Source organism: Cystobacter fuscus (genome assembly GCF_044360685.1).
GTDB classification, from domain to species: domain Bacteria; phylum Myxococcota; class Myxococcia; order Myxococcales; family Myxococcaceae; genus Cystobacter; species Cystobacter fuscus_C.
On sequence record NZ_CP043491.1, the window covers coordinates 10,447,153 to 10,462,705 of the forward strand.

At 69.8% G+C, this 15,553-nt stretch carries 14 protein-coding genes; 8 read left to right on the forward strand and 6 right to left on the reverse strand.

The genetic code is table 11. The features are described 5' to 3' along the window. Window positions 1–207 precede the first annotated feature (207 nt). The 5 genes from F0U63_RS42800 (at window position 208) to F0U63_RS42820 (ending at window position 6,246) form a co-directional block, all read left to right on the forward strand. Window positions 208–1,089 (forward strand): HD domain-containing protein, encoded by an 882-nt coding sequence (locus F0U63_RS42800; protein ID WP_395839950.1) that lies wholly within the window; start codon window positions 208–210, stop codon window positions 1,087–1,089. 105 nt (window positions 1,090–1,194) lie between these two features. Further along, window positions 1,195–2,685, forward strand: a complete 1,491-nt coding sequence (locus F0U63_RS42805; RefSeq protein ID WP_395839953.1) for a YcaO-like family protein — start codon at window positions 1,195–1,197, stop codon at window positions 2,683–2,685. A gap of 109 nt (window positions 2,686–2,794) precedes the next feature. Next, entirely contained in the window at window positions 2,795–4,078 is a 1,284-nt protein-coding gene (locus tag F0U63_RS42810) for a glycosyltransferase family 4 protein (protein WP_395839956.1), read from the forward strand. Between the two features lie 116 nt (window positions 4,079–4,194). Next, window positions 4,195–5,031 (forward strand): aldose epimerase, encoded by an 837-nt coding sequence (locus tag F0U63_RS42815; protein ID WP_395839959.1) that lies wholly within the window; start codon window positions 4,195–4,197, stop codon window positions 5,029–5,031. A gap of 9 nt (window positions 5,032–5,040) precedes the next feature. Next, on the forward strand, window positions 5,041–6,246 hold the full coding sequence (locus F0U63_RS42820; RefSeq protein ID WP_395839962.1) for a threonine synthase: 1,206 nt from the start codon (window positions 5,041–5,043) through the stop codon (window positions 6,244–6,246). A gap of 18 nt (window positions 6,247–6,264) precedes the next feature. On the opposite strand, the gene F0U63_RS42825 is transcribed toward F0U63_RS42820, so the two are convergent. Next, window positions 6,265–6,984, reverse strand: coding sequence for a TetR/AcrR family transcriptional regulator (locus F0U63_RS42825; RefSeq protein WP_395839965.1), 720 nt, complete (start codon window positions 6,982–6,984; stop codon window positions 6,265–6,267). A 178-nt stretch (window positions 6,985–7,162) separates the two neighbouring features. Between F0U63_RS42825 and F0U63_RS42830 the strand changes: the two genes are divergently transcribed. The 3 genes from F0U63_RS42830 (at window position 7,163) to F0U63_RS42840 (ending at window position 9,958) form a co-directional block, all read left to right on the forward strand. After that, window positions 7,163–8,566 carry a carotenoid oxygenase family protein gene (locus F0U63_RS42830; protein WP_395839968.1) on the forward strand — a complete coding sequence of 468 codons (1,404 nt, stop codon included), beginning with the start codon at window positions 7,163–7,165 and terminating at the stop codon, window positions 8,564–8,566. 358 nt (window positions 8,567–8,924) lie between these two features. Continuing rightward, the gene (locus tag F0U63_RS42835; protein WP_395839971.1) at window positions 8,925–9,173 is read left to right on the forward strand and encodes a hypothetical protein; all 249 of its coding nucleotides are present in this window, start codon (window positions 8,925–8,927) and stop codon (window positions 9,171–9,173) included. A 164-nt stretch (window positions 9,174–9,337) separates the two neighbouring features. Further along, the gene (locus F0U63_RS42840; protein WP_395839974.1) at window positions 9,338–9,958 is read left to right on the forward strand and encodes a hypothetical protein; all 621 of its coding nucleotides are present in this window, start codon (window positions 9,338–9,340) and stop codon (window positions 9,956–9,958) included. A gap of 53 nt (window positions 9,959–10,011) precedes the next feature. Here F0U63_RS42840 and F0U63_RS42845 read toward each other — a convergent pair whose 3' ends face one another. The 5 genes from F0U63_RS42845 to F0U63_RS42865 form a co-directional block, all read right to left on the reverse strand. Further along, window positions 10,012–11,229 (reverse strand): hypothetical protein, encoded by a 1,218-nt coding sequence (locus F0U63_RS42845; protein ID WP_395839977.1) that lies wholly within the window; start codon window positions 11,227–11,229, stop codon window positions 10,012–10,014. Beyond that, on the reverse strand, window positions 11,208–11,597 hold the full coding sequence (locus tag F0U63_RS42850; protein ID WP_395848516.1) for an FAD-dependent monooxygenase: 390 nt from the start codon (window positions 11,595–11,597) through the stop codon (window positions 11,208–11,210). Before F0U63_RS42850 ends, F0U63_RS42845 begins: the two co-directional genes overlap by 22 nt. 114 nt (window positions 11,598–11,711) lie before the next feature. Beyond that, window positions 11,712–12,689, reverse strand: a complete 978-nt coding sequence (locus F0U63_RS42855) for a hypothetical protein (protein ID WP_395839980.1) — start codon at window positions 12,687–12,689, stop codon at window positions 11,712–11,714. A gap of 86 nt (window positions 12,690–12,775) precedes the next feature. After that, entirely contained in the window at window positions 12,776–13,810 is a 1,035-nt protein-coding gene (locus F0U63_RS42860) for a hypothetical protein (protein ID WP_395839983.1), read from the reverse strand. Window positions 13,811–13,935: 125 nt separating this feature from the next. After that, entirely contained in the window at window positions 13,936–15,537 is a 1,602-nt protein-coding gene (locus F0U63_RS42865) for a S8 family peptidase (RefSeq protein WP_395839985.1), read from the reverse strand. Window positions 15,538–15,553: the final 16 nt, after the last annotated feature.

Consider the following 15,553-nt stretch of genomic DNA (forward strand, 5'->3'; position numbering starts at 1 on the left):
CGGCAACGACCCAGCAACAAGGAATCACCTGAACGCACCTCGCCTCGAAAGCGTGGCATCCGTTCCGGACAGGAAAGCGCACGGGGCGGCCGTGCAGTGACCACAGGGGGGAACAGGCTCATGTCTGGAATGGAGCGTCTGGGAGTCGCGTGGATCGGTCCGGGTGGTGCCGTGGCGACGACGGCCATGGTCGGGATGGGCTAGGCCATGGAGAACCCCGTGCTGGAAGTGGCCCCGGTTCCCAACCGCCTGGCCGAGCTGCGCTCCCTCGTGAGCGAGCTGATGGCCCTCAAACGCGTACGCACGCCCGACCTGCCCGATGGGCTGGCCGCCCACGGCTTCCGCCGGGCGTGGGCGGCACTCGTCTCGGGCGAGGCGCCGGCCACCCTGGCGCTGCGCGAGACGGCCCTCGCCCTGAGCGCCGTGCGGCTGGGGGGCATGGACTTCGACGCCCTGCGCCGCGCCGGCCTCTCCCTCGAGCAGACCCTGGAAGTGCTGCGCCGTGGCTTCGAGGCCGCGACGGCGCCCGTGGACGCGGGGCTGCGAGAGCAACTGCGCACCGCGCTCGCCGGAGCCTCCACGTGGGTGGGCGCCGAGCCTCCCGCCTTCGTGGAGCGACTGGTGCGCCAGCCGCGGGCAGGTCCCACCCGCGCCAACAAGCAGCGGGTGGTGCTCCTGCCCGCGGAGAGCCACGCCGACCACTGCTATGTGGTGGCCGTCGCCTCGGTGCTCGTCTCCCCCCTCTTCGAGGCGGACCCCACCGGGCCCTTCGTGGCCGCGTTGAGCCATCACGTCTTCAACGCCGTGTTGCCCGACGCGGGCAGCCACGGGAACCGGTTGCTCGGGGAGCACCTGGCGCCCCTCATGGCGCGCCTCACCGAGCAGGTGCTCGACACGCTCCCGTCCGAGCTCGCCCACCGCGTGCGCGAGGCGCGGCGGATCCTCCCCCATACCGACACGCCCGAGGCCCGCGCCTTCCATGCCGCCGACACGCTGGATCGGGTGCTGGAGGACCCGGAGTTCATCCACGACGGGCCCATGCGGGCCTACGAGAACGCGGTGCTCGCCGCGGCGGGGCTCTCCCACTGAGCACGACCCTCCAGTCGTGCTGACCCGTGCCCATGCCCTGGCCCTGTTCGACCGGCTGCTGTCGGGCATGCCGCACCCCCAGACCATTGCCCTGAAGGAGTTGTCATGAGCGCGAAGAAGAATCCGCAGGAAGCGTGTGAGGCCTACCGCGCGGCCTTTCCGCCCGGCGAGCTGGAGATGTTCCGCGTGGATCCCATCGATCGCGTGGGCATCCCAGTGGTGGCCGCGAGCCTGCGGCTGAAGACCGGCACGCAGTTCGCCACCCATGGCCACGGCGCCACCCTGGAGGAGGCCGAGGCCGACGCGCTCGGGAAGCTGGCCGAGGGCGTCTTCACCGAGGCCGCGCTCCGGGCACTCGCGCGCGAGAAGGGCACCTACCGCGAGCTGGCGCGCACCCGCGGTCCCTCCGGCGTGGTGGATCCGCTGAAGCTGTGCCTCCCCGCGGGCAGCCCCTACCACGCGGACATGGAGCTGACGTGGGTGACGGTGACGCGGCTGACCACCGGGGAGAAGGTGCTCATCCCCGAGGAGTGGGTGGCCACCCGGAGCGGTCGGCTCCGGGGCCGCACGCCCCTCATCACCCCCATCACCCACGGTCAGGGCGCGGGCCTCGCCCACGAGCAGGCCCTGACCCACGGCCTCCTCGAGCTGTTCCAGCACGACGGCAACGCCCTGAGATCCCGCGCGCTCGATCAAGGCGTGGTGCTCGACCTGAAGGACGCGGCCCTCGGCCCCGAGCTCCAGTCCCTGCTCGCGCACTACGGGCGCCTGGGCATCGAGGTCATCGCGAAGCTGGCCTGCTCGGACTTCGGGCTGGTGAGCCTGTACGTGGTGGGACGCGACCCGGTGCTGCGCGACCAGCCCATGGCCCTCACGGCGTGCGGCGAGGCGGCGGACCTGGATCGGGAGCGGGCGCTGCACAAGGCACTGCTGGAGTACGCGGAGTCGCGCACGCGCAAGGCCTTCGCCAACGGCTCCCTGGAGCTGGCGGAGAAGCTCGCCCCTCCGGGGTACATGAACCGATTCCTGTCCCACACCAAGCTGGAGGACGAGGAGCCTCGCGCCCTGCAGGCCATGGCCGACTGGACCCAGCTCTCCGCGCCCCAGATGCGCTCGCTCATGGAGCAGCGGGTGCTCGCCGAGCGCGGCCGGGTGCCCTTCACCTCGCTACCCACCCCCCCGAACCTCGGGGACGCCCGGCAGCGCGGCGAGCTGCTCGTGCGCAAGCTCACCCAGGCGGGCTTCGACATCCTCGTGGCGGACATGTCGCCCGCGGAGCACTCCGTCTTCTCGCTCAAGGTCATCGTCCCGGGGCTGGAAGTGGAGACGATGAGCGACCACCGCATCGGCGAGCGCGGCGTGGCGAAGCTGCTCGCGCGGCAGGATCCGCTCGCGGGCCTGGGCAAGCCGCCCGAGGGCGCCCAGCGCGTACGCCTCACGCCGGAGGCCGAGGAGCGGCTCGGCGGCCCCGCCTGGTTCCACTCGCGCCTGGCGGAGGCGATCGTGGGCCGGCTCTATCCGCTCTACCGCGAGCCCGAGCGTCACGCCGCCCAGCTCCTGCTGCGCCAGCGCCGCTACGGAGGCACCTCGTCGTGAGCCCGCGCTCCGCCTCCAACACGCTGGCGCTGGACGTGGGCCACCTGCTGGTACCCCAGGCGCTCGAATGACCGAGGTCGCAGCTTCCCTCCAACAGGGAGATGTCCGCATGAGCAGGAATCAACTGCGGGTGTGTTTCATTACGCGGCGCTTCTTCCCCGCCATCTCGGGGATGAGCGTCTATGCCCTCAACCTGGTGCGGGAGCTGGTGTCCTGCGGTCACGACGTGACCCTGGTCAGCCAGTACCGCGGCGACGCGGCGGGCTGCTCGGTGTACGGCGACGGACCTCCGCCGGAGGTGGTGGGCGCGACGGTGGTGGGCCGCGAGTCCCTGGGCGAGCAGCGTGTCAACGACGGCCTGCTGGCCAGCTTCGAGCAAGACGTGGAGGACATGGTGGCGGTGGTGGAGCGCGAGCACCGCAAGCGGCCCTTCGATCTCATCCACGCGCAACACGGCTACCCGTGTGGGCTCGCGGCGCTGGAGGCGAGCCGACGGCTCGGCCTGCCCAATGTGGTGTCCATCCAGGGAGGGGATGGCCACCAGATGGGCACCTGCTGCACGACGCACAAGCAGGCCATGCTGGCGGTCCTGGGGCACTCGGGGGCGCTGCTCGTCGGCAGCCGCTCGTTCGCCGAGGAGGTGCACGGCCACCACGGCACCGGCCTGGAGCGCTTCACCCTCGTGCCCGGCGCCACGGACCCCCGGCGCTTCCACCCGCGCGACGAGTCGGCGATCGGCGCGCTGAGCGCCAAGCCCGTGCTGCTCTACCACGGCCGCGTGGATGCCCGGAAAGGCGTGAGGGAGCTGATGCACGCCATGCGCCTGCTGGTGGACCAGGGACGCGACCTGAAGCTCATCGTGTCGGGCATCGGCCCGGACGAGGAGGCGGTGCGCGAGAGCGTGGGCGAGCTGGGACTCGGCGGCCGCGTGGAGATGCCGGGCTACTCCGACTACGAGCACACGCCCCGGGTGTACCGGCGCGGGGATCTCTTCGTGTTCCCCACGTACTCGGAGGGCGTCTCCAACACCCTGCTCGAGGCCATGGCCTCGGGCCTGCCCATCGTCTCCACGCGGGTGGTGGGCGTGGTGGACTGCCTGGAGGATGGCCGGGACGCCCTGCTGGTGCCCCCCCGGGACGCCCATGCGCTCGCCGGGGCCATCGGCCGGATGCTGGATGACCCCGCCCTGCGCGAGCGCCTCGCACGCACGGCGCTCTCCGAGGTGCGGCAGTTGGACTCGTGGCAGGCGGTGGGACGGCGGATTCAGGACGTCTACGCCCGGCTCGCCGGCACCGCGCCGGACACGCGCTGGACGGGGCTGTACGACCCGGCGACGACCCACGAGCAGGCCGATCCCTCCTGCCGCTTCCGCCGAGCCCCCCACCTGCTATGAGCTCCATCCTCTTCCTCCCGCCCCGGATGCCGCCGCCTTCTCGCTGACGGGTGGGAAGCACTTGGCCCAAAGGCCCCGTGAATCCTCGCGGCGCCTGGGCTAGGACGCGCCCTCCCATGCAGGAGGAGGACACGGTGCTGCTCAAGGATGGCGACTGCGTCGCCGAGATCGTCCCGGAACGTGGAGCGCTCGTCAGCCGCTTCGCCGCCGGTGGGGAGGAATTGCTCTTCCTCGACGCGAGCACCCTGGCCGACCCCGGCAAGAACGTCCGGGGCGGCATCCCCGTGCTCTTCCCCTCTCCCGGAGTCCTTCCCGGGGGCACCTACCCCGCCGAGGGCCGCGACTACACGATGCGCCGCCACGGCTTCGCCCGGGACCTGGCCTGGGAAGTGCGCCACCGGGAGAACGCACGCGCGGAGCTCGTGCTCGGACACTCGGAGCAGACGCTGCGCGAGTTTCCCTGGCGCTTCGAGGCGCGCCTCACCGTGACGCTCTCGGGCGGAGCGCTGCGCCTGGGCTTCGCCGCCGAGAACCGCGACACCCGGCCCATGCCCCTGCACCTGGGCTACCACCCGTACTTCCACGTGCCCCAGGCGAACAAGGCCGTCACGCGGCTCGACACGGAGGCCACACGCGCCTGGGACAACCGCACCGGGGCACCCGTGAGCTTCTCCGGCCTGGACCTCACCGGCACCGAGGTGGACATGCACCTGCTCGACCACTCCCGGCCGGGCACTACCCTCCATCGCGGTCCGGGCCTGCGGCCGGTGGTGCTCTCCTGGAGCGAGAGCTTCAGCACGGTGGTGGTGTGGACGATCACGGGCCGGGACTTCGTCTGCGTGGAGCCGTGGACGGCGCCCGGCGGCGCGCTCCGCACCGGCGAGGGGCTGCTGAGCGTGGCCCCCGGGGCCACCTTCTCCTCGGAGTTCGAGATCCGCGCCGGAAGGGAATAAGACGCGGCCATGTCCTTCCTCTCCCACCTCGAGTGCTCGCGCTGCCACCAGACCCATGACGCGGACCGGTTGCAGAACCTGTGCACGTGCGGCGGACCGCTGCTCGTGCGCTATGACCTGAAGGCCGCCGCCCGCGCGGTGCGCCCCGCGAACCTCGCCGGCCGCGTGTCCTCCTTGTGGCGCTACCGCGAGCTGCTGCCGCTGCGCGATGACAAGCACCTCATCACGCTCGGCGAGGGCATGACGCCGCTGTTTCCCCTGCCCCGGCTGGGCGCCTCCGTGGGCCTGCCCGACCTGTGGTTGAAGGACGAGGGGCTCAACCCCACCGCCTCGTTCAAGGCGCGGGGCGCCGCCACCGGAGTGAGCCGGGCGAAGGAGCTGGGGGTCACCGCGCTCGCCATGCCCACCAACGGCAACGCGGGCGGCGCCTGGGCGAGCTACGGCGCGCGCGCGGGCATCTCCGTCACCCTCGTCATGCCCACGGACGCGCCCGCCATGAGCGTGCTGGAGGCCACGGCCGTGGGCGCTCACGCCTATATGGTGCGCGGGCAGATCACCGACGCGGGCGCCATCGTGGGCCGCTCGGCCAAGGCGCACGGCTGGTTCGAGGCCGCCACGCTCAAGGAGCCCTACCGCATCGAGGGCAAGAAGACGATGGGCTACGAGATCGCCGAGCAGCTCGGCTGGAGCCTGCCCGACGTCATCCTCTACCCCACCGGGGGCGGCGTGGGCATCATCGGCATCTACAAGGCACTCTTGGAGATGCGCGAGCTGGGCTGGTTGCCGGACAGCGTGCGCTTTCCCAAGCTCGTCGCCGTGCAGGCCGAGGGCTGCCAGCCCATCGTGAAGGCCTTCCGCGAGGGCAAGGACGTCTCGGAGAAGTGGGAGAACGCGTCCACGGTGGCGCAGGGCATCCGCGTGCCCAAGGCGCTCGGGGACTTCCTCGTGCTCCAGGCGGTGCGCGAGACGGGCGGCACCTGCGTGGCCGTGTCCGACGCGGACACGCTGTGGGGCCTGGAGCAGATCAGCCGCCAGGAGGGCGCCTTCATCTGCCCCGAGGGCGCCGCGCTCGTGGGCGCCGCGCGCCAGTTGCTGCGCGAGGGGTGGTTGGACGCGGGCCAGCGCGTGCTCCTGCTCAACACCGGCGCGGGCATCAAATACCCGGACGTGATGTCGCCCAAGCTCCCCATCCTGGAGCTGAACGCGACCCTGTAGCGCCCCCGCGGTGGGCGACTAGCGCTTCCTCGGCCGGCGCGGAGCCTCCTCGCCGCCGCCGCCGCCCGCCAGGGCATCGACTTCCGCCTCGAAGAGCAGGGCGGGATCGATGCCCATGACGTCGAAGTGGCCCAGCAGCTCCAGGCTGAGCAGACCATGCAGCCGGGTCCAGAAGAGCAGGCCCAGCCGCGCCACCCGGCCCTCCACCTTCGGACCGGGCCGATTCCCGACCCACTGCTCGAGCTGACGCTCCAGCGCGGCAGGAGGCTCGGCGCTCGAGGAAGACGCGGACAGCGGCTGGAGCAGCGCCTCGAAGAGGAGCGCCATCGTCCGGTGGGCGGCGGGGATGGTCCGCTCGGGCACGGCCCGGCCCGAGCCGGCGGCGGAGGCGAACAGCAACTGATAGCGGTGGGGCTGGGCCAGGGCCCACTTGCGCCAGGCTGTGGCGAGGGCGTGCAGCCGGGCCCGGGGCGACGGGGACTCCTCCTGCCCGATGGCGGCCTGGAACACGTCGGCCAGGTCGTTGTAGGCGTCGGTGGCCAGCTCGGCGAGGAGCTCGTCGCGGCTCGCGAAGTACCGGTACATCGCCGGACCCGTGAGCCCCATCTCCTTGGCGATGGCATTGAGCGAGATGGCGCCAGGTCCTCCCTCGGCGAGCTGGCGGGATGCGATGCGCTTGGCCTCCTCGGCCGTCTGGGCACGGTAGCGCTGGCGGGGGGTGAGAGGCGGCTGCGTCATGGGCCAGTTCTCTCGTCTCCCTCCGCCACCGAGTCAAGCCCGCGGGCCCGCCCCCCTGTCCAACGAAACGCCTCCGCGAAGGTTGCAACGGCCCCACACGACAGTTATACGCTATAACAAAAGCATCACCCACTCACCGCATCACCCTGGCACCCACGCCATCTGAAAGGAAGCCGTCATGCGTCCCGTCCCCTCGCGGTCCTCCGTGGTTCACGAGCGCGTCCCGTTGGCCGAGCCGCCCTCTTCCCCGACATTCCTCTCGGGCCATTTCGCCCCGGTCTCCGAGGAGCACACCGCGACGGGCCTGCGCGTGCGGGGGGCGCTGCCGCCCGAGCTGACGGGACGGTTCCTGCGCAACAGCCACAACCCCCTGCCGGGCGTCACGCCGGTGCACTGGTTCAAGGGCAGCGGCATGGTCCAGGGCATCCGGCTGCGGGAGGGCCGTGCCGAGTGGTACCGCAACCGCTGGGTGCGCACCCCCGCGCTCGAGGGCAAGCCGTACCTGACGCCCCGAGGGCCGGATCTGACCGCGAGCACCGCGGGCACCCACGTCATCGAGCACGCGGGGAGGATCCTCGCGCTGTGCGAGGCCAACCTGCCCTTCGAGCTGAACCGGGAGCTGGACACGCTGGGCGCCTACGACTTCGCGGGCAAGCTCACCACCGCGATGAACGCGCACCCCAAGGTGGACCCCGCCACGGGCGAGCTGCACTTCTACGGCTACTCACCGTTCCCGCCCTATCTCACCTACCACGTGGCCTCGGCGGACGGACGGCTCGTGCGCAGCGAGGAAATCCCCGGCGTGGGCCCGTCGATGATGCACGACTTCGCCATCACCGAGCACTACGTGGTGTGGCTGGACCTGCCGGTCATCTTCGACCCCGAGGACACGACGGGGATGCCCTACCAGTGGAGCGACGACTACCCGGCGCGCATCGGGTTGATGCGCCGGGACGTGCCCGCCCAGGTGCGCTGGTTCGGCGTCGAACCGGGCTATGTCCTGCACCTCGCCAACGCCTACGAGGACGGACAGGGACGCGTCGTGGTGGACGGCCCGCGGCTGGACCGCACGGGCTGGCTGGAATCCTCGAGCTGGTGGGCCAACCGCCCCGGGCACGGACCCGCTCCCGTCTCGCACGCGCACAAGCACCGCTGGACGCTCGACCTGGCCACCGGCACCGTCCGCGAGGAGCGCACCGACGATCTCGTCACCGAGTTCCCCACCCTCAACAATGACTGGCACGGCCGCGCCCACCGCTACGACTACGCGGTCAGCTTCCCCGCGACGGAGGGCGCGGAGCATGCGCTGGTCAAGTACGACCAGCGCACCGGCCGCCGGCAGCTCCACCCGATGGGCCCGGGACGCATGCCTGGCGAAGCCGTGTTCGTGCCGGCCGCTGGCGCCACGGGCGAGGACGAGGGCTACCTGCTCAGTGTCGTCAACGAGCCGCGCCGCGGCGCCGCCGAGCTGCTCGTGCTGGATGCCACCGACCTCACCGCGCGCCCCCTCGCCACCATCGAGCTGCCGTGGGTGCCCGGCGGCATCCACGGCTCCTGGATTCCCGACGCTCCCCGGCCGTGAGCCCCGCTCCATGGAAGGCACCGGTGGGAGCCCGCGCGGGCGCCCTCGAGAGGATCCGAGGAGACGCTGGGGTTTCCATGTGGTTCGGCACGGCACAAAGTAGGACATTCCACCCGGACATCCGCTGACGCGGTGGCCGGCCCGTGCCACGGGAAAGTTCCCCGCGTGGGCATGTTTGTCTTCTCCCAAGGCGGCTCGGGAATCGAGCAGCCGGGGATTCCCCGAAGACTTGGGCGGCGAGGTGTGCGAGAACGGCGGGCTACCGCGGACGGGACCGGGAAGCAGAAGACCCGGCCGGTGCGCGGGACGGCGGAGGTGTTCGCCCCGCGCACAGCGGCCCCTCGGGAGGAAGTCGAGCATGCAGCTTCGGACGATGGCGTGGAGGAGGGTCGCCCTGAGCGCGCTGGGCATGCTGGGGGCGGCCTGCGGGTTGGCGGACATGGACCTGTCGTGCCGGAGAGACCAGGACTGTCTCGACTCCGAGCTCTGCCACCCGGACGAACAGGTGTGCGTGCGTCGCTGCTCCACGAACAAGGAGTGCTACGAGGTGCGGCCGAACTGCCAGCGCCTGAGCGACTCGGACACCACGACGATCTGCAAGCCATGAGAAAGGGCCTGGACGTCCACCGCTCGCCCGGCCTCTCCGTCTCCCCACGGACCCCGGACACCGCAAGTGCCCTCCGGCCCCCTGGAAGGGGAAGGAGCATGAAAGCGGTGTCTTCCACCTTTCCCGGACCCACGTAGAATGGCTGGGAGGACAACCCAATGCCGATGAGCAGCACCCCGACGGCTCCGCCCCCCTGGCGCCCCGATCCATTCGCCTGGATGGCCGCTTCCCCTCCCGGGTTCCCGGGCGCGGGGGTGCGTCCGCCGACCGCGTCGAGCGGGCCCAGGACGGAGGGGCAGGGCCAGCGGCGCATCCTGGTGGTCGACGATGACCCGGCCATCCTCAAGGTCTGGCGCCGGGTGCTGGGGACCCGCACCGCCCCCTCGTCGTTGGATCACCTGGAGAAGAAGCTCTTCGGGGCCACCCCGCCCGCCGCGCCCACGGACGCGGGCTTCGCCATCGACACCGCCTCGCAGGGCATGGAGGGCTACCAGAAGGTCATCAGCGCCCTGGAGGAGGACCGGCCCTACACGTTCGCCCTCGTCGACATGCGCATGCCGCCCGGCTGGGACGGGCTGGAGACCATCCTGCACATGCTGGAGAAGGATCCCCGGCTGGAGGTGGCCATCTGCAGTGCCTTCTCCGACATCTCCCGGGATGAAGTCGCCCAGCGCGTGGGCCGCGCGGATCTGCTGTGGATCCGCAAACCGTTCGAGCTCGAGGCCGCGCGCGACCTCGCCCGGAAGTTGAGCGAGCAGGGCGTGCACCGGCGCCAGACGCGCTGAGCCCCCCCGGCCGGATTCGCGGCGTGAACGCGCCGCGCTCCCCCCCCCGGAATTCAGCGCTTGGGCGGAGTGGGTGCCGGCGACGGCTTGCGCCCGGGGGCGGGAGGCTTGGAGGAAGCGGCGGTGACGTTCGTGCGCGCCGGGGTCTTGGTCTCGGGCTTCGGGGCCGGGGGAAGCACCGCGGGGCTCGCCGCCAGCACCGTCTTCACCGACTCGCGCAGCTCGCCTCGCACCACCTCGCGCACGTCCGCGCGCACCGCCTCGCGCACCTCGCGCCGGATGAGCTCCTGGAGCTGCTCGCCCTGGAGCGCCGTCTTCAACTCGGCCCGGACCAGGGACGTCATGTCCTCCTGCAGCTCGCCACGCAGGCCCTTGCGGAAGTCCGTCTTGAGCGACGAGTCCAGCCCCTTCACGTCCGCGTGGATGGGATCCAACGCCTTGTTGATGCCCTCGAGCGTGGCGCCCGTGACGGCGCGGATGAGCTGCTGGGTGCTCTCGCTCTGGCTCTGCAGCTCCGTCTTGAACGAGCCCAGCGCGTCACGCATCACCCCGAGCGAGGCGATCTCCCGCTTGAGCTCCTCCAGCTCCTCGGCGCGCGCGTCCAGCTCGCCCTTCTTCTGCTCGAGCTTCTCCTGGGTCTCGCGCAACAGCATCGTCTGCTGCGAGCAGCGCGCGTCCACGGACAGCAGGTTGGCGTAGGTGCCGCCGGTCACCTGGCACATGGACAGCGTCTCCTGCTCGTCGAGCAGCACGAGCGAGACGCTCAGCGCCACCAGGACGACGGTGAGCATGGACACGGCGGCCCCCCGCGTGACGCTCAGGCTCAGCCCCTGACGCTCGAGCCAGCCCTTGCGCTGCACGCCCAGGGTGCCCGCCAGCGAGATGACCACCAGCGACAAGAGCGACAGCATCTTGCCCGGGGAGATCTCCAGCACCAGCCGGGAGAGCAGCTGCATGGACTGCCACGTCGAGCCCTTCTCGATGTCGAGCTCGGGGCGGACGCCGCCCTGCTGCGGGGTGCCCCAGGTGGGCTGATTCGCCATGCAGCGCCCGCGCATGTCGCTCGCCCACCGGGGCTCGGTCTCCGCGAGCGGGGTGCTCGGACACAGGCTGAAGATGTAGTTCGTGGTGCCGGTGCTGAACGCGTGGTGCATCCGCTGGCGATCAGAGGACTTCGAGAGGGCCCACCTCCACGTGTAGCCGAGGGCGGCGATCGCCAGGACGAGCGCGACCCAGGGCAGGGCCTGCTTCACGAAGTTTCGCGGGGACATCGAGTGGACTCCTGAGGGTGGCACGAGAGGATCGTCCAAGCGCCGCCAGGAAACAACGCACTGTCCCGGGTGACTGTCGGACAACGGCCCTCGGAGCACCCACACCGCACACCCGGAGGCCCCGACACCCCGGCGAAGCAAGGGAGCGAGCACGAGGGCGAGGTAGTCCTCCACGCGCTCCGTGCCGAGGCCCGGCGTGACGAGTCCGAGGTAGCCATCCGGGCGCACCACACCCCGAGCCGCTTGCGCACGAGGCTGTGCCCGCCATCGGCGCCCACCAGGTAGAGCGCCCGAACCCGCTCGGGTGTGCCTCCCGGGGAGACGAGCGTGGCCGTCACCCCCTCGCCGTCCTGCTCGAACGCGCTCAGCTCGGTGGGAGCGGGGACGCGGCCGCGGAGAACTCCCGAGGCCCTCTAACGAGAGAAAGCCGACCCCCAGGGGCCGGCTTCCTTTCTACCTACGCAGACCTTCAGACGCGGCGCTCACTCCCCAAGGACGAACTCCTCGGGGACGTTGTTGCGCAGGATGATCCGGTTGAGCTCCTCCACGTACTCGCTCTGGTAGCGGATCGAGCCATTGAGATAGCCCTGGGCCACCAGGATGTTGGAGGTGAGATCCCGGCTCACGGGACGCACGTTGTAGACCTTGCCAAACCACTGCCGCCGCTCGATGGAGACAATCTTGTCGAACGAGCCGTCCTGCTTGACCAGGTACTCACCCGGGATGAAATCCATGGCCTTGGAGACAGCACCCTCGCTGGTGACGAGCGGGTGATGCTCGGTCACCGACAGGTGCCCCCCCGACTCCATGGAGAAGTCCAGGATGTCCTGCTTGGCGGGCGCCTTGTCGAGAGTGTAGTTCTCGATGGGATTGGCGATGAAGGTGAGGTTGTCGAAGGTCGCGTCCGGCGAGAGGGTGACCAGGTCGGCGCGGCCAATGGACTGGGCACCGGAGATGCTCTGCTCACCCGTCTCGAAGAGGAGCGTCTGGTCGGGGGCATAGCAACCCGGCTCGCACACGCCATCGTGGAGGACGTCCGCCGGCTTCTCCAGGTGGCCCAGCTGGGCGAGCTGCTCTCCCGTCAGGAGCCAGGAACTGGCGGTCACCGCGGCCTGGGAACCGTAGGCGCCAGGGCCGATCCAGGGCTCGTATCCCGTCGCCGGATCCGCATACACCGGGTAGATGTAGATTTGGTACAGCTCATACGCGTTGGTGGCATCCTCCGTGAATTGAGAACCCCAGAACCGCGAATCCTTCTTCCCCGCCGCGGCCCCGCCCTTGTACATGTACAAGTTCTTGTTGGCCTGCGTCTGGGCCCACCGGACCCGTCCATGCGACTTGTCAGAGGTGAGCTGATCGAAGGTGCAACGGTACTCCGAGGGAGCCCAGGTAGTGGCGGAGGCCTGGGCTGCACTACCCAGAATCGCCATGGCAGCGAGGAAATGGATGTTCTTCTTCATTCGTGGTGCTCTCCAAGCCAGGGGACTGCGAGTGAGATACGGGAGCTACCCGCATCAACGTTCCAATTCAGGGAGAAAACCTTGATTCAGTTCGAGGGGACGACCTCATCCGGCACGTTGTCGCGCAGGAGGATGCGATTGAGCTCCTCCACGAACTCGCTCTGGAAACGTCCCGAGCCATTGAGGTAGCCCTCCGCGACCAGGATGTTGGAGACGAAGTCCCGGTTGCTGGGGCGCAGGTTGTAGACCTTGCCGTACCACTGGCGCGAGTCGATGGAGACGATCTTGTCCAGGGAGCCATCCTGCTTCACCAGGGAATCGCCGGGGGTGAACAGCCTGGCTTTCTTCACGCGGCCCTCACTCGTCACGAGCGGGTGCTCGAGCGTCACGGCCAGCTTGCCCCCGGACTCCATCCGGAAGTGGAGGATCTCCTGACTCGCGGCGTCCCGGTCCAGCGTATAACGCTCGACGGTGTCCTGGACGAGCTGGATGGAACCCAGGGTGGACTCCGCGGCCAGCGTCACCAGCTCGGAGATGCCCCTCGTCTGGGCCTCCTGGATGGAGACCCCCCCTTGCTGGAACAGGACCTTCTGGTCCGGCATGTAACAACCCGGCTCGCAGATACCATCCACGACCACGGAGACAGGCTTGTAGATGTAACTGAGGTTGAAGATCTGGTCGCCCGTGTAGCCCGCGGTCGAGGAAGAGGGCGCGCCCGGACCGGGGTATGGCTCATAATAGTTGTCGGGGTTCACATACACGGGGTAGAGCCACATACTGTAGCTCTCATAGGCGGTGATCGCGTACTCCGTGTGCTCCGACAACCAGAAGCGCTGATCCCGGCTGGCCGAGATGTTGTACGGATCGTTGTTGGCCCAGCGCTGGGCCCATTTCTGACGGCCCCGGCCCTGGTCGGGGTTGAGTTGATCCTGCGTGCACCGGTAGTAGCTGGGCGTCCAGGGAGGTGGCGGTACTTGCCCGCCGCCACCACCACCTGGATCATCCGGGTATATCTCGATGTCCTCGATGGGTCTGAGCTGCTCCAGCCGGGTCTGCTCGAATGCGAAGGCCGTCGTGGAGCTCACGCAGAGGGCAAGCCCCCACAGGGGAAGAGACTTCATGACTGATTTCTCCAATCCTCGAGACATCTGGAATTCAGCAACCGCGAAAGCGCCTTCGAGCCAAGGAGGGGCGCCGCCGGGCGCCCCTCCTTCATTCGTTCCGGGTCAACGGGAACGTGGCGGGCTCAGGGACGGAGGTTGAGCTTGCCCAGCGCACGCCGCAGGTCGGGCCGAGGCCCGATCTGCTTCGCGTCAGGGGCCTGCGCGGTCCCCGTGCTCACCAGCACATCGCGGATGGCGAGGGGCGACAGCGGGTTGCGGCCGTTGGCCTTCAAGGCCCCCTGGATGCTGGCCACCGAGCCGGTGATGATGGGAGAGGCACTGGAAGTGCCGTTGAACACCGCGGTGTAGAACTGGTTCTCGTCACCCGGGTTGAATCGGTCGCCGTAACCCGATGTGATGACCTGCTCGCCCCAGCCGTGCACGTCCACCCGGCTGCCAAAGTTGGTCCAGCACATCGGCGCCCGGCCAGCCGAGGAGCCAGCGCCCACGAGGATGGCGCCGGAGTCGCGCGAGCTGCGGTCGAAGGCTCCCCCGTAGGCGGCATCATCCAGATTCGAGCTGCCATTGCCACTGGCCTCGACCACCGTCACGCCACTCAAGGTCGCGAGGGAGATGGCATCGTACTCCGCCTGCCAGTACTCCATGGCGATGTAGTCGCACTGCTGGGTGTTGCACGTGCAGGGAGTGCTGTTGGGCGGCCCGAGACGGTGCACCTCGATCAGGACGACGCCCCCCACCCCCGCCGCGTTGGCGGCATTGGTGATGGCGCTGGCCACGCTCTGCGCGCCAATGGCCTCGAAACCAATCTGGGCCCCGTGGGCCACACCCGTCACACCATAGGCGTTCTTCACGCCCACCATCACCCCCACCACCGCGGTGCCATGGTTGCGCCAGCCCAGGTCGGCGAACTGGGTCCCCCCCGTATGGAAGAAGGCGGGCAGATCCTCGTGCGAGGTGCGCCATGCCCCCTCCACATCGACGATCTTCACCCCCGCGCCCGTGCCACCGTTGACGGTCCACGCATACACCGCGTCCACGCCCAGCGGCGCCGCCTGGAGATAGCCCTGCTCACCGTCGAACTGCGGAGTGACCGGGGCGAGATCCGTGGCCCCCTGGAGCGCGGTCAGCATGCTGGACCAGGGGACTGACGCCGGCTCCGCCGGGGGCTCGGCGTAGGCGGTCTCCACGCTCGGCAGCGCGTCGAGCGCGGCCACCAGCTGCGCGACATCCGCGAAGGTGGAGCCCGCCGCCACCGGGACTTCCATGTACAGATTGAGGTCCGCCAGCTCCCGGCCACTGCGCAGCTCCGCCTCCGCCTTCTTGGACATCAGCGTCTGCTCGTCCACGGAGAACAGCCGGGCCAGCCTGCCCGCACGCGACTCTCGCGACACATACTTGTGGACGGCGTCGAGGTCCGATGCCAACTGGGCATCGTCCAGCTTGAGCTGTGAAAGCCTGGAGCGCTCCTGTGCGCTGCGCGCTCCCGCTTCCACACTCAGCGAGCTGCCGCGCAGACGCACATGGGTGCCCTCACGGAACTTGATGACGATGCGCGAGACCTGGATGTCCCCGCGCAGGTTCGAGGCGAACCCCTTCTTCGGCACTGCGCGAAGCTCCAGTGCCTGCGCCTGTGTCGCCGCGGCCGCCGGAAAGGCAACCCCCACGGCGAGCGCCATGGACAGACCGCGAATGGCACCACCCAGCTGAATACCCTTGGAACGCATGAAATGACTCCTCACC

Bases quoted from the DNA above. Each gene is read 5' to 3' on its own strand.
- F0U63_RS42865 (WP_395839985.1), bottom strand. From the start codon at position 15,537: ATGCGTTCCAAGGGTATTCAGCTGGGTGGTGCCATTCGCGGTCTGTCC.
- F0U63_RS42825 (WP_395839965.1), bottom strand. From the start codon at position 6,984: ATGACGCAGCCGCCTCTCACCCCCCGCCAGCGCTACCGTGCCCAGACG.
- F0U63_RS42835 (WP_395839971.1), top strand. From the start codon at position 8,925: ATGCAGCTTCGGACGATGGCGTGGAGGAGGGTCGCCCTGAGCGCGCTG.
- F0U63_RS42830 (WP_395839968.1), top strand. From the start codon at position 7,163: ATGCGTCCCGTCCCCTCGCGGTCCTCCGTGGTTCACGAGCGCGTCCCG.
- F0U63_RS42840 (WP_395839974.1), top strand. From the start codon at position 9,338: ATGAGCAGCACCCCGACGGCTCCGCCCCCCTGGCGCCCCGATCCATTC.
- F0U63_RS42815 (WP_395839959.1), top strand. From the start codon at position 4,195: ATGCAGGAGGAGGACACGGTGCTGCTCAAGGATGGCGACTGCGTCGCC.
- F0U63_RS42800 (WP_395839950.1), top strand. From the start codon at position 208: ATGGAGAACCCCGTGCTGGAAGTGGCCCCGGTTCCCAACCGCCTGGCC.
- F0U63_RS42810 (WP_395839956.1), top strand. From the start codon at position 2,795: ATGAGCAGGAATCAACTGCGGGTGTGTTTCATTACGCGGCGCTTCTTC.
- F0U63_RS42855 (WP_395839980.1), bottom strand. From the start codon at position 12,689: ATGAAGAAGAACATCCATTTCCTCGCTGCCATGGCGATTCTGGGTAGT.
- F0U63_RS42845 (WP_395839977.1), bottom strand. From the start codon at position 11,229: ATGTCCCCGCGAAACTTCGTGAAGCAGGCCCTGCCCTGGGTCGCGCTC.
- F0U63_RS42820 (WP_395839962.1), top strand. From the start codon at position 5,041: ATGTCCTTCCTCTCCCACCTCGAGTGCTCGCGCTGCCACCAGACCCAT.
- F0U63_RS42860 (WP_395839983.1), bottom strand. From the start codon at position 13,810: ATGAAGTCTCTTCCCCTGTGGGGGCTTGCCCTCTGCGTGAGCTCCACG.
- F0U63_RS42805 (WP_395839953.1), top strand. From the start codon at position 1,195: ATGAGCGCGAAGAAGAATCCGCAGGAAGCGTGTGAGGCCTACCGCGCG.